We start from the raw sequence: 12,950 nt of genomic DNA on the forward strand, positions 1-12,950 counted from the left end.
TCTTAGAGAGCATTGATTTCAATTTCAAATCCCAAATCTTCGATCATCTGGTGATCTGCCGAAACATCTTGACCTGCTGTTGTCAAGTAATCACCAACAAATAGTGAATTCGCTGCGAACAACGCGAGCGGCTGCAGACTGCGTAGATTGACCTCACGACCACCAGCCACACGGATTTCCTTGGATGGACAAATGAAACGAAACAAAGCCAGCACCTTCAAAGCTTTCATCGACGACGTGCGGCCTGCATGTTCCAGTGGTGTTCCGGGAATGGCATTCAGGAAATTAATTGGAATCGAATCCGCATCAAGTCTGCGGAGTGCATAAGCCATTTCAACAATTTCTTGATTCGTCTCGCCCATGCCGATAACGACACCAGAGCAGGGAGACATGCCGTGCAGCTTTACTTTTTCCACGGTATCAATACGCTGCTCATAGGTATGTGTGGTAGTAATGGATGGATAGTTGGCTTTACTGGTATTTAAATTGTGGTTATAGCGATGCACACCCGCTTTGGCCAGCCGTTCAGCTTGCTCATCCTTGAGAATGCCCAAGCATGCGCAAATTTTAAGCGGCATCGTTTCACGAATTTCGCTGACGGCATTCACCACTTGATCCAATTCCTTGTCTGTCGGCCCTTTTCCGGAAGCCACTATGCAGTAGGTCCCCGCTTTGCGTGCCATGGCTTCACGTGCGCCAGCAAGCAGCGAATCCTTATCAAGCATAGTATAAGTACGTACCGGCGCCGTCGAAACAATCGATTGCGAGCAATAGCCGCAGTCCTCGGGACAAAGGCCGCTTTTAGCATTAATAATCATATTCAGCTTCACTTTTTTACCATAGTAATGCTTTCTCACTTGAAACGCAGCCTGCAGCAACGGCATGACTTCCTCGTTATCGGCTTCAAGCACTGCCATACCTTCCTCTACGGTTATAATCTCGCCTGTCAACGCTTTATTCGTCAATGTTTGCCACTCCATATGAGCTGCCATTGTACTCATTTCATTCATCCTCTCTGAATCTTTCTACTATAAAAGAGCTTTCTTTCGTTCACCTTAGGTTGAACTGCAAAGCCTGCCGAATTGGTGTCAGATCTATTGTTTTTCGTACAGTATGTATCAGGGTATCTGAGTTGGCATTGACTTGCAGGCTGGGAAAACGTCCAAGGACTTTTAGCCCGCTATACTGCTCAATAAGTTCCGCGTTCATTGCAACGCTCGGGTCATCCCGCAGCATCGTTCGTTCACCATCATTCAAGATGACGCCAATAATGGGAATGCCGTGTTGTCTTAGATAGGCTTCCGTCAGAAGCGTATGGTTAATCGTCCCGAGGCCGGAACGGGCAACAATGAGCACTGGCCTATGAAGCTCCGCAATCAAATCTACCACAAGCGCATGATCGTTAAGCGGAACAGCGACGCCTCCTGCTCCTTCAATGAGCAGCGCTTCATATCGCTTAGCGAGCGGTTCACCCGCCGCGATAATGTCCTGGATAGTCAACGTTACGCCGACATGCTTTGCGGCAAGCATTGGCGTAAGCGGAGCTTCAAAAGTAAAAGGCGCCACCGCCTCCGGTTTCTCATCAATTCCCGTACTTTGCAGCAGCCTCTCAGCGTCCGTTACGCCACTGCCCAGTCGTGCACCCGATTGCACTGGCTTCCAAACACCTGCATGCAATCCCTCCGCTCGAAGTGCAGCCGTAATAGCTGCCGTCACGATGGTCTTCCCTACACTGGTGTCTGTCCCAGTTACAAATAATCCTGGAATTGATTCCAAATTGGCTTGATGCATCATGAATCTCTGCCTTCTGTGACATGTATAATTGAATCCCTCAAAATATGGATCATCGCTTCAAGCTCAGCTTCTGTGCTAACAAGCGGGGGAATGAAGACGATCACATTGCCAAGCGGCCTGGTTAACATGCCAAGCTCTCTGGCTCTTAGGCTTGTGCGAACGCCAATCCGCTCCGCCCAATCGTACGGCTCGCGCGTAGCTTTATCGCGTACCAACTCGATCCCGAACATCAGTCCTTGCTGCCTGATATCTCCGACATGCGGCCGTTCTTTAAGCGCTGCTAGCTTATTCTCCACGTATGAAGCCTTGCGCTTAACGCCTTCAAGGATATTTCGCTCGTCGAACAGCTTCAAACTTGCCAAAGCAACAGCACAGCCAAGGGGGTTTCCCGTATAGGAATGACCATGAAAAAAAGTTTTCTGCTCATGATAATCCGCATAAAATGCCTCGTAAACCGCATTCGTTGCCAGTGTAGCCGCCACAGGCAAATAACCGCCGGTTAAGCCCTTCCCAATCACCATCAAATCCGGTGACACATCCTCGAGATCACAGGCGAACATCGCCCCTGTTCGTCCGAAGCCCGTCGCTACCTCGTCCGCGATGAGCAGTACATCATGCTCGCGGCACAGCGCTGCCATCTCGCTTAAACAGCCTTGCGGCATAACGATGATCCCGCTGGCGCCCTGCACAATGGGCTCGACAATGAGCGCCGCTATCTCGTCCGCCCGCGCTTCTAGCAAATTACGCAATGCCGTTAGCGTAGCTTCCTTCGCTGCCAACGCGCCCCCTTCATGCCGATAGGCATAGGGATATGGAATGGTGTGTGAAGGAAACAGCATTGGACGGAACACATCATGATACAGGGGGATAGCGCCGACACTAACCGCACCAATTGTATCGCCGTGGTACGCCTGATTCATCGTAATAAACGTCGTTTTCTTCTTCGCTCCCTGGTTGTGCCAGTATTGAAATGCCATTTTGAGCGCAATCTCAACGCCCGTTGCCCCTGAATCGGAATAAAACACTTTGGCTAATCCCTGCGGAGCGATTTCTACCAGCTTCTCGGCAAGTTCAATTGCCGGTATATTGGCCATTCCCAGGAGTGTGGAGTGGGCGACACGCCCCAACTGATCGACAATGGCTTGATTAAGCTCAGGCACATTATGACCATGCACATTGAGCCAAACGGACGAGAATCCGTCATAATAAGCTTTGCCTTGAACGTCATAGAGCAGAATGCCTTCGCCGCGTTCTATAATAAGTGGGGCTGCGTTGTTGTAGTCTTTCATCTGCGTAAAAGGATGCCATAAGTGCGAAGTATTCATCGCAGCAAGGCGTTCGTATTGTGTTGACACAAATGTTCACCATCCCGCTTTTATTGTCAACTTAAATTATTAATTTAGGTTGACAATAGATTAACAGATGAAGACCACTCTGTAAACAAAAAAAGAGATTGTCTCAAAGCCTGAAAATCTACAAAGCGGCAGTAGATGCCACACAAAAAGGAGCTAAGCGTGTAAGCCGCTTAGCTCCTTTGTCATTCCAATTATCTTTGTCAGATCATAATTTTATTGCTTTACCGTTAATTGTTTGGTCAGATCGAGGAATGAACTTACGACACGGCGAACCCGCTTATCCACATCTGGGTGGATATCACTATGTGCTGCGCCTGTTTGAAAGCTATTCCGTTGATCGCCGCCGATAGATAGCCATTCTGGACAATTAATTCCGTGAAGATTGCGCACAATCGCTTGCAGCTGCGTCAAAGAACTAACAGCAATAGCCCCGCCTGCCGAGCTTACCGATAGAACAGCTTTATTTTTAAAATAATCTTGCCCAACATGATCAAGCGCATTTTTCAGGACGCCAGAAATTCCGCTGTGATATTCCGGGGTTGCAAGTACAATGCCCTCAGCTTCATGAAGAGCTTGTTTGAAGGATTCCAGGGCCTCATGACCACCATGCGCATCATCCGGTGAGTAGAAAGGAATCGGAGATTGGTACAAATCAACGAACTTCACTTGATGTCCTTCTTGCTCAGCCAGATGTTGAACATACTGGGCCAGCTTCGTGCTTGTCGCTAGTTTTTGATTACTTCCTGCAACGATCGTTATTTTCAACTTGAATCATCCCTTCTTATTAAAAAGCTACCCCCTCCATAGATATCTATGAAAGAAGTAGCTTATTGTTTATTTACGTATAAGTGCTAAAAATTAGCAATCGAAGTAAAGGTTGTACTCGTGCGGGTGAATACGGATAGCAACAGCTTTCGCTTCGCCACGTTTCAATTCGATGTAGTTATCGATGAAATCTTGTGTGAATACGCCGCCTTCGATTAAGAAGTCGGAATCAGCTGCAAGTGCATCCAACGCCTCATCCAATGTACCTGGAACGCTGCGGATTTCAGCTTTCTCAGAATCGGACATTTCATAAATGTTTGTATCGAAAGGACCGTATCCAAGAGCACGTGGATCGATTTTCTTTTTGATACCGTCAAGACCAGCCATCAACATTGCCGCGAAAGCAAGGTATGGGTTAGCTGTGCTGTCCGGTGTACGGAATTCAATACGACAACCTTTTGGTGTCACAGCTGCGATTGGAATACGAACTGCTGCGGAACGGTTACCTTTGGAGAATACAAGGTTAACCGGCGCTTCGTAACCAGGAACCAGACGTTTGAAGGAGTTTGTGCTTGGGTTCGTCAAAGCGATCAAAGCTGGTGCGTGGTAAAGAATACCACCGATATAGTTGATTGCCATTTCACTCAAGTTCGCATATGCTCCTTTTTCATAGAACAAAGGCTCGCTTCCGTCGAAAATGGACATGTGAACGTGCATACCGCTACCATTGTCACCAAACAGTGGTTTAGGCATGAATGTTGCTACTTTACCATATTCTCTAGCTGTGTTAGCAACGATATATTTGTATTTGAGCAAGTTGTCTGCTGTTTTCGTCAATGTGTCAAAACGGAAGTTAATTTCAGCTTGACCAGCTGTAGCTACTTCATGGTGATGACGTTCAATGCGAAGACCTGCTTCAGCAAGCTTGTTACACATTTCGGAACGAATGTCTTGTTGGGAATCCATTGGAGCTACTGGAACATAGCCGCCTTTAACTGGAACTTTGTAACCAAGGTTGCCGCCTTCTTCTTTGCGGCCCGTGTTCCAACCTGCTTCTTCGGAATCAACTTCGAAGTAGGATTTGTTCATGCCATTTTCGAAACGAACGTCGTCGAAAATGAAGAACTCGGATTCTGGTGCGAAGAATGCTGTTGTACCAACACCTGTTGTTTGCAAATATTCTTCTGCTTTTTGAGCAATGCTGCGCGGATCGCGATCATAACGCTCGCCTTCAGGCGTATGGATGTTACTCATGATAATCAAAGTTGGATGAGCTGTAAAAGGATCAACGTAGGCAGTTTCTGTATCTGGCATCATGACCATGTCAGATTGTTCAATACCACGGAATCCTGGGATGGATGAACCGTCAAAAGCTACCCCATTTACGAAAGTATCTTCGTCTACTTCAGTAGCAGGCAAAGAAATATGCTGTGCTTTACCGGAAAGACCTACGAAACGAAAATCTACCCACTCGATGTTTTTTTCCTTGATAAGGTTCAACACGTTTTGAACTGACATTTAAAAAACCCTCCCATTTCCGTACATTCAACGTACTTTACATGATTAATGTTCAACTTTTGCTTGTTATCTTGCACATATTATATAGCGATACAGCTTACACAGTCAATACTTATGTCAGGTATTTTTTATTTATGTGTAAGCTAATCTTACACTATTTCACATACTTGCCGCATATCCAAAAATAGGAAGACTGGTTTCTTCTATTAAGAAGAAACCAGTCTATTTCTAACATTTTCCTATTAAGCTATACTAACTTCTTTCGGCGTATCAAACTTTTTCCCAAGCAGCGGTGCCAGCTTCTCAAGGTCTACAAGCAGGTTGGCGAATTGGTCTGGGAACAAGGATTGCACGCCGTCGCCTGTCATGGAATTATCCGGATCTGTATGCATTTCGATAATAAGACCGTCTGCTCCAGCCGCAACAGATGCTTTGGTCATTGGCACTACCAGCTCTCTGCGCCCTGTGCCGTGACTTGGATCAGAGATGACAGGAAGATGGCTCAATTGCTTAAGAACCGGGATCGCCGATAAATCCAACGTATTCCGTGTGTAAGTTTCGAATGTTCGGATTCCGCGCTCACAAAGCATCACATTGGGATTGCCGCCAGCAAGGATATACTCAGCTGCATTCAGGAACTCATCGTAGGTGGAGCTGAAACCGCGTTTCAGAAGGACAGGTGTCTGGATAGTCCCAAGTTTGCGAAGCAGATCGAAGTTCTGCATATTCCGTGTACCAACTTGGAGAATATCCGCGTATTGTGCACATACATCTACGTACTCTGGAGTCATGACTTCAGTAATCGTCAGCAAGCCATGTTTCTTACCTGCCTCTGCCATCATAATTAAGCCTTCAACGCCGACTCCTTGGAAGCTGTAAGGACCTGTTCTTGGTTTGAAAGCACCGCCGCGCAGAACCTGACCGCCTGCCGCTTTCACCAAACGTGCGATTTCATCGATTTGCTCGGGAGTCTCCACCGCACAAGGGCCGCCCATGACAACGAGCTGTTCGCCTCCGATTTCAACGCCTTTGATCTTGATCACTGTGTCAGCCGGATGAAAGTCACGGCTTGCTAATTTGTAGGACTTCGAAATTTTCACGACTTGTTCAACTCCTGATAATTGACGTAGCTGTTCAGCAAGCTTAGGATCAGCTTGACCGATAATGCCGATGACTGTGCGGTCTTCACCTTTGGAAACGTGCGCCTGTACGCCTTGCTTTTCAATAATTTGGACAATTTCCTGAATACGCTCATCAGTTGTGTTATGGGATGTAATCGCGATCATGTTCTACACACTCCTCTGTTATATGGGTTAATTCACTGTATCACTTCAACGCTTGTTCGCTTTTATGCTTCTACGCTTTTAACCACTAAAGTAAATATACAACGCTTGACGAATATTCGTCAAGCGTTAATTTATTGTCTATTCTTTTGTATGCGAAGCAACGAGTTGCTCTTTACGAATTTTGCGTTTTTCCTTACGGCGATTCGAGTGATACTTGAGCAGGAGCATGACCGGGAAATAGGCGATGAGACCAAGAATCGCGCCAACCACCATCCCGCCAACAATCAAGTCCAAACCGCTTCTAATGATATTGGAGAGCATATGCGGCAGATGATGGATCAAATATACCTTGAAGTGCTTAGGCACCAGCCAATCTCCGACTTGCTTATTCAGAATCGAGAACGGAATGTAGATGATCTTACCGAATACAAAACCTATTAAAGCCGCTGGTAAGTTAGCCCTTAGTAAATAGACCAAGGGAAAGATTAGAACAAAAGCAAAACCTGCTGTCGGCAAAGTAAACATTTCTATGGCCAAGCCAATGGAAAATCCACGAGCTACCTTAGATGGACCGCCTTTGGCCCTTAGGAGACCTAAATATTTATATCTAAACCAGCGTTTTGTGCTTTTCCAATCGTAGCGAGTTTTCATCATTTTCACCTTCTGAGTGCTCTGCATGCTGGTCTCAATCCCGCCCTGTGGAATAATTGCGAATTACTCACGGCTAGCTGCTTTGGACTTCACGGCCGGAATAAGCTTCTTCATATTAATAGTACGTGTAATTCCCCAAGTGGTTTCATCTTTTGCATCATAGGCATCAAGGTAAGTAATGACTTCTTTGGTAATTGGTGTCGGTGTAGAAGCCCCGGAAGTCACACCTACTTTGCGCACGTTCGTTAACCAATGACGATTCAGCTCGGAGATGTCCGATATTCGATACGCTCTCACTCCGGCAATCTCTTCTGAAACTTGTGCCAGGCGATTGGAGTTATTGCTTTTGGGATCTCCAACCACGATAACCAGATCGACTTCCTTCGCTTGTTCGGCTACTGCTTCTTGTCTCACTTGGGTAGCCAAACAAATTTCATTGTGAATCTCTGCTTTCGGGAATAGCTCCAGCAACCGATTCATAATATGTTTGATATCCCATTGACTCATCGTTGTTTGGTTCGTAATGATGATGCGCTGCGCTTTGATGTTCAGCGCATCGGCTTCTTCTAATTTCTCAATCAGATGAACATGCTCCGGCGCTACACCCACGGCCCCTTCAGGTTCAGGATGGCCTTTCTTTCCGATGTAGATGATGTCATAGCCATCAGCGACCTTCTCGCGGATCAAATCATGGGTTTTCGTCACATCTGGACACGTGGCATCCACGACAGTTAGCCCTTTGTCACGGGCGCGGCGCCGAACTTCAGGCGAAACACCATGAGCGGTGAAAATAACCGTTCCCTGCTCGATTTGTTCGAGTATTTCCAGGCGGTTCTCGCCATCAAGGGTAATGACCCCTTCTTCTTTAAAGAAATCCGTGACATGCGCATTGTGAACAATCATGCCTAATATATAAATAGGTCTGGGAAGATTTAAGTTTTTTGCAGTTTGCATCGCTAGTGCCATGGCATCAACAACACCATAACAATAGCCTCTAGGAGATATACGTAGTACTTCCATGTCTTCCACCCACCTGTATAATCATATTTCCTTTTATTATAGCTGATTACACAGGTAGAGGAAAGTTAGCCGGCAACCAAATCATGAAGGTACTGCCTTCTTCCTTGCGAGTGGTCACTTCCACAGACCCGCCGTGCTCATCAATAATCCATTTGGCGATCGACAAGCCGAGCCCCGTGCCTGCAGTAAGCCCCCGCGATAAATCCGCCCGATAAAATCTGTCGAAGATATGAGGGATATCTTCTTTATCCATACCTATGCCCGTATCTGCAATTTGGATACCGATAAAGTTATGGGTTCGAGATACTTCGAACGATACCATCCCCGCTGGTGTATACTTAAAGGCATTTTCAATGAAAATGAAGAGCAGTTGCTGTAAATAATCTCGATTCCCCTGAACGATAGCATTCTCGAGTTCGTCTAATTTGCCGACATGCCATTCGGCCGTATGTTCAAGGAGTTGCGCTCTTCTAACGACTTCTTGCACCAGCGGCAGCATCTCAACCGGCTTCTTCTCCATAAGTACGCCGGCATCGGCTCTAGCAAGCGCCAAGAGATCATTCACCAGTCGGCTCATTCGCTGGGCTTCTCCAGCAATATCATGCATCGCCTCCAGCGACATTTGCATCTGCTCCGGTGTCGAGAGCTCCGTACTTCCCGACGTCGTCTTCCACATCTTTTCCAACAGATCCACATTGCCGCGGATCGTCGTGAGCGGTGTTCGCAACTCATGTGAAGCATCCGATACGAACCTGCGTTGGGCGCGGTAAGCCTCATCTAGTTCCAAATACGTGATTTGAATCCGTGACAGCATCCCGTTAATGGTTTGGGTGAGGCGGCCAATTTCATCGAGCGGCCCTTCATACAGGATTCGTTTCTCCAAATCGTCTCCACTGCCAATTTGATTGGCTGCATCAATGACGCGTTCAATCGGTTGAAGCGCTTTGCGCGACAGGAACCAGCCTAAGGATGCCGCAACAATAATCGTCAGGAAAGCCCACACAAAGAGCGTATTGCGCAGCGTCACAGACGTTCTTTCGTAACTGCCAATGGGCACCGCCGCTTGCAGAATACCGAGCAGTTGGTTTTGGCCATCTACCTTGCCCAAGATTGCTTGATGATAAATAAGGAAATCTTGCCCGAGTACCTTGGTCTTTTCAAAAAAGCCTTCATCATCCTCTAAGCGCGGGGCGACATCCTCGGCCAAAGGCAAGGTCACATCATAATATTGCAAGTTAGCCGATCGTTTAAACGTTTTGAGCGTTACATTATATAATTGCAAAAACGTATTCGTGGAATAAAAATCTCGGCTTTCCAGCTCCAAATCCACAACCAGCCCCTTCTGCGAAAGAGCAAAACTCTTTTGAATACGCTGTGACGTATTCCCAGCCTCCCGCTTCACATCCTGCCGAATTTGATCATACAGAAAGTAATTCAAGAAGAAATAAAGAACAATGCCGAAAAGCAGCATCGTCAGTGCCAATATCCCTGAATACCAAAGCGTTAGTCGAAAACGAAGAGACATCTTAATTTTCTCCTCTCAAGACATAACCTGCTCCCCGCACCGTTTGGATTAATCGTTTATGCCCATACTCCTCTGTTTTTTGGCGCAGCAACGCTATGTAAACCTCTAGTACATTCGATTCGCCGCTATAATCGTAGCCCCAAATTTTCTCCATAATGATATCTCGGGAAAGCACACGCTTAGGATTCTGCATAAATAAATGCAGCAAATCAAACTCCTTCGTCGTTAACTCAATTAACTGCTCCCCGCGAAAAACTTCCCGTGTATCGAGGTCCAGGATCGTATCTTCATAATTCAGTCGATTCGTCTGCTGCTCCGGCCGCTCCATTCTCCGTCTTAGAAGCACGCGCACGCGTGCAAGCAATTCCTCAAGGGCAAAAGGCTTGACCAAATAATCATCAGCGCCAAGATCTAAACCTTTGACACGATCACTAATTTCATCTTTGGCTGTCAGCATCAGAATCGGCACCTCGCTGCCGCCCTCCCGCATACGGCGCACAACTTCCCAACCATCGATATGAGGCATCATCACATCTAATATCAATAAATGAGGCTCTGTCCTCAGCATTTGCTTCAATCCATCGGCGCCATTGCTTGCCGTCTCAACGGAATAACCTTCAAAAGCCAGGCCCCGCCTAAGCATGGACGTAATTTTCTCATCATCATCAATAACCATAATATTTTCTCTCATCGGTGAGCCCCCTTCTTTCCTTACATTGTACCAAATTCAACCACATGCAAAAAGAAGCAGAGCCTGCAAGCTTACGGCCGCGGGACTCCACTTCCTTTTTTTGTAAGTAAAACTTATTCAGCCGGTGTCTCTTTTAATGTGTTTTTGTCCCCAACTGTAACCGGAACTTCCATGCGTTTGCCGTCACGAATTAGACCGAGCGTTACTTTATCGCCAACTTTCGTACCTTGAACCTTGGTAATCAACTCTTGCGAGTTTTTCACTTTGCTACCATTGATATCGATAATAACATCATATTGACGCAGACCTGCTTGGAATGCTGGGCTTTTGCGTTGAACGCTTCCAACCAGCGCTCCGTCTGTATTCGTAAGCTTCAATTCACTTACCCAGTCTTTGCCGATATCTTGTAGACCCACACCTAAGTAAGGAACTGGCTCTTTAGGAATTTGGACATTATTTTTGAGATTCTCAAGGACAGAAGAAATCGTGCTTGTAGGAATCGCGAACCCGATACCTTGTGCTTGCGAGCTTACTGCTGTATTGATGCCAATCACTTCACCGTTCAGGTTAAGCAAAGGTCCGCCGGAGTTACCAGGGTTAATAGAAGCATCGGTTTGAAGCAAATGCTTGTATTCGCGAGTTCCTTTGGTATCTGGAATGCTGATTGGACGTTCTTTGGCACTAAGCACACCAACGGTTACTGTGTGGTCAAAACCGTAAGGGTTACCAATGGCAACAACCCAATCACCAACATTCACATCTTCAGCTTTGCCTAGTGGCAGAATCGGAAGTTCTTTGTTATTTTCGATTTTGAGGACCGCTAGATCCAAATCGTAGCTGTTACCCAACAATTTGGCCTTAAATGGTTTGTCGTAACCTTCAACAGTTACTTGGATTTCATCCGCACCATCCACCACATGCTCATTGGTCAAAATATATCCGGACTTCTCGAAAATAAAGCCCGTTCCCATCCCTGCCGGCTGCAGTGCACCGCTTCCTGAATCTTGTTGGTTACTCTTGGGAGTCGTCGTGCCGCCACCGTTATCTCCGAAGAATTGACGGAAGAATGGATCGTCGAAAAGTGAGTTGCCTCCCCCGCTACGCGTAGATTGCTTCGCCTTCACCAAGGATTCTACCTTCACGATCGCAGGACCCGCGTTTTGCGCGATAGCTGCAATATTGCCTGGACGAACAACGTCGAGCCCGACATTTTTCACTTCGCCGCCATTGCTATTCGAATTATTCGCTGCCGCTACAGAAGAACTGCCTGATGCAAGCGGTTGATTATTGCCTGAGAACATGTTCAACTTATCCGCGGTAAACATCAATCCGCCGACAACCAATGCGCCTGCCATGAAAGCTGCGAACACACTTTTCACAGAAGTACGCTTTCTGGCGTGATTCGGATCCCACGGGCCTTGCCCTTGCGCTTGGCTGATATCAGGTCCGAAACTAAAAGGCCGCAAATTCTTAGGTGGCGTTACTTCCACGCTAGAAGTTCCTTCCGAACCGGAAGCCGAAGTCGTTGTCAAAGCTTCTTCATTATTTTCGTTAAAAGCTGATTTGTAAGGACCATAGGAGTAATAGTAGGAAGGTCTCTCTTTATTAGGATCCTGTGGTTCTTGCGAGCTGTTTTCATGACGAGTTTCATGCTCAGGGTTCGTACTATTGTTGTTCTGCGGCTTGAAGAAGTCGCTGTAGTCTTTTTTGTTATCTTCCATAGGGTCTTACCTCCATTTGTTTAGTTAAGTTATAAGTGCATGTACTTGAAGGATAATCTCTCGTTGTCTGTAGTTCTATCATGCACCCACAACCTTAAACGAATATTAAAAAACAATAAAATGGAGGTAAAAAAAGGGCTTTCTTATTGCAGCCAGGCTTGCTCCACTTTTTTGAGCAGTCCGGCGGCTTCTTTCACCCATTTATCTTCAATTTCGGCATCGGGATCCAGCGGCGTTTGGAATTGGTCAATGAGCGCTCCGTAAGTTTCCGCTTCGGCTTCATGGTCCAAGCCTTCATTATAAACATGTTTCAATACGAACGGGGTTCCTACCTCCACAATCGCATCCGTCGCTTCTGTGTCTCCATCGATTCTCCCAGTTACGACTTGAAAAGGAATTCGCAGCCAGACTTTATGGGCTTCATCCAAAAAACGGTCGAAATAGCCGTGATCATACTCCCAACCACCGCCTAAGGCGAAATCAAATTCATGCAAATGATCTCGCACACTGTCAAAAGATTCTTGAACCTGTTCCAGGGTTGACGATAATGTTTTCATTCAGGCACTCCCTTAGCGCTCATATTATTTTACTTACGCTTAGAGTGTGCCAAAATGTAGTTTTTAT

The 12,950-nt window shown here is 46.5% G+C and carries 12 protein-coding genes; all 12 read right to left on the reverse strand.

Going from position 1 to position 12,950, the window contains the following annotated elements; genetic code table 11:
• Nucleotides 1-2: 2 nt before the first annotated feature.
• The 12 genes from bioB to IEY34_RS14700 all read right to left on the reverse strand — a co-directional run bounded on the left by bioB (nucleotide 3) and on the right by IEY34_RS14700 (nucleotide 12,883).
• Nucleotides 3-992 carry a biotin synthase BioB gene (gene bioB, locus IEY34_RS14645; RefSeq protein ID WP_189012713.1) on the reverse strand — a complete coding sequence of 330 codons (990 nt, stop codon included), beginning with the start codon at nucleotides 990-992 and terminating at the stop codon, nucleotides 3-5.
• 58 nt (nucleotides 993-1,050) lie between these two features.
• Nucleotides 1,051-1,794: a dethiobiotin synthase gene (gene bioD / locus IEY34_RS14650; protein ID WP_229757646.1), complete on the reverse strand. Its 744-nt coding sequence runs from the start codon at nucleotides 1,792-1,794 to the stop codon at nucleotides 1,051-1,053.
• Nucleotides 1,791-3,119 (reverse strand): adenosylmethionine--8-amino-7-oxononanoate transaminase, encoded by a 1,329-nt coding sequence (gene bioA, locus IEY34_RS14655; protein WP_229757651.1) that lies wholly within the window; start codon nucleotides 3,117-3,119, stop codon nucleotides 1,791-1,793. Before bioA ends, bioD begins: the two co-directional genes overlap by 4 nt.
• 243 nt (nucleotides 3,120-3,362) lie before the next feature.
• Nucleotides 3,363-3,914, reverse strand: a complete 552-nt coding sequence (locus tag IEY34_RS14660) for an NADPH-dependent FMN reductase (protein WP_189012620.1) — start codon at nucleotides 3,912-3,914, stop codon at nucleotides 3,363-3,365.
• A 93-nt stretch (nucleotides 3,915-4,007) separates the two neighbouring features.
• Entirely contained in the window at nucleotides 4,008-5,432 is a 1,425-nt protein-coding gene (gene glnA, locus IEY34_RS14665; protein ID WP_189012621.1) for a type I glutamate--ammonia ligase, read from the reverse strand.
• A 242-nt stretch (nucleotides 5,433-5,674) separates the two neighbouring features.
• On the reverse strand, nucleotides 5,675-6,718 hold the full coding sequence (gene aroF / locus IEY34_RS14670) for a 3-deoxy-7-phosphoheptulonate synthase (protein WP_189012622.1): 1,044 nt from the start codon (nucleotides 6,716-6,718) through the stop codon (nucleotides 5,675-5,677).
• A 138-nt stretch (nucleotides 6,719-6,856) separates the two neighbouring features.
• On the reverse strand, nucleotides 6,857-7,372 hold the full coding sequence (locus IEY34_RS14675) for a DUF2062 domain-containing protein (RefSeq protein ID WP_229757647.1): 516 nt from the start codon (nucleotides 7,370-7,372) through the stop codon (nucleotides 6,857-6,859).
• 60 nt (nucleotides 7,373-7,432) lie between these two features.
• Entirely contained in the window at nucleotides 7,433-8,389 is a 957-nt protein-coding gene (locus tag IEY34_RS14680; RefSeq protein WP_189012624.1) for a 4-hydroxy-3-methylbut-2-enyl diphosphate reductase, read from the reverse strand.
• A 46-nt stretch (nucleotides 8,390-8,435) separates the two neighbouring features.
• Nucleotides 8,436-9,914 carry a sensor histidine kinase gene (locus IEY34_RS14685; RefSeq protein ID WP_189012625.1) on the reverse strand — a complete coding sequence of 493 codons (1,479 nt, stop codon included), beginning with the start codon at nucleotides 9,912-9,914 and terminating at the stop codon, nucleotides 8,436-8,438.
• Nucleotide 9,915: 1 nt separating this feature from the next.
• Nucleotides 9,916-10,605 carry a response regulator transcription factor gene (locus tag IEY34_RS14690; protein WP_189012626.1) on the reverse strand — a complete coding sequence of 230 codons (690 nt, stop codon included), beginning with the start codon at nucleotides 10,603-10,605 and terminating at the stop codon, nucleotides 9,916-9,918.
• Between the two features lie 113 nt (nucleotides 10,606-10,718).
• Nucleotides 10,719-12,326 (reverse strand): S1C family serine protease, encoded by a 1,608-nt coding sequence (locus IEY34_RS14695; protein WP_189012627.1) that lies wholly within the window; start codon nucleotides 12,324-12,326, stop codon nucleotides 10,719-10,721.
• A gap of 143 nt (nucleotides 12,327-12,469) precedes the next feature.
• Nucleotides 12,470-12,883 (reverse strand): YugN family protein, encoded by a 414-nt coding sequence (locus IEY34_RS14700; protein WP_189012628.1) that lies wholly within the window; start codon nucleotides 12,881-12,883, stop codon nucleotides 12,470-12,472.
• Nucleotides 12,884-12,950: the final 67 nt, after the last annotated feature.

It is taken from the genome of Paenibacillus marchantiophytorum (assembly GCF_014640555.1).
Taxonomy (GTDB): domain Bacteria; phylum Bacillota; class Bacilli; order Paenibacillales; family NBRC-103111; genus Paenibacillus_E; species Paenibacillus_E marchantiophytorum.

What these genes read in the sequence shown, in the direction of transcription:
- bioB (WP_189012713.1), bottom strand. Translation starts at nt 992, where the DNA reads ATGGCAGCTCATATGGAGTGGCAAACATTGACGAATAAAGCGTTGACA.
- bioD (WP_229757646.1), bottom strand. Translation starts at nt 1,794, where the DNA reads ATGATGCATCAAGCCAATTTGGAATCAATTCCAGGATTATTTGTAACT.
- bioA (WP_229757651.1), bottom strand. Translation starts at nt 3,119, where the DNA reads ATGAATACTTCGCACTTATGGCATCCTTTTACGCAGATGAAAGACTAC.
- glnA (WP_189012621.1), bottom strand. Translation starts at nt 5,432, where the DNA reads ATGTCAGTTCAAAACGTGTTGAACCTTATCAAGGAAAAAAACATCGAG.
- aroF (WP_189012622.1), bottom strand. Translation starts at nt 6,718, where the DNA reads ATGATCGCGATTACATCCCATAACACAACTGATGAGCGTATTCAGGAA.
- IEY34_RS14675 (WP_229757647.1), bottom strand. Translation starts at nt 7,372, where the DNA reads ATGATGAAAACTCGCTACGATTGGAAAAGCACAAAACGCTGGTTTAGA.
- IEY34_RS14680 (WP_189012624.1), bottom strand. Translation starts at nt 8,389, where the DNA reads ATGGAAGTACTACGTATATCTCCTAGAGGCTATTGTTATGGTGTTGTT.
- IEY34_RS14685 (WP_189012625.1), bottom strand. Translation starts at nt 9,914, where the DNA reads ATGTCTCTTCGTTTTCGACTAACGCTTTGGTATTCAGGGATATTGGCA.
- IEY34_RS14690 (WP_189012626.1), bottom strand. Translation starts at nt 10,605, where the DNA reads ATGAGAGAAAATATTATGGTTATTGATGATGATGAGAAAATTACGTCC.
- IEY34_RS14695 (WP_189012627.1), bottom strand. Translation starts at nt 12,326, where the DNA reads ATGGAAGATAACAAAAAAGACTACAGCGACTTCTTCAAGCCGCAGAAC.
- IEY34_RS14700 (WP_189012628.1), bottom strand. Translation starts at nt 12,883, where the DNA reads ATGAAAACATTATCGTCAACCCTGGAACAGGTTCAAGAATCTTTTGAC.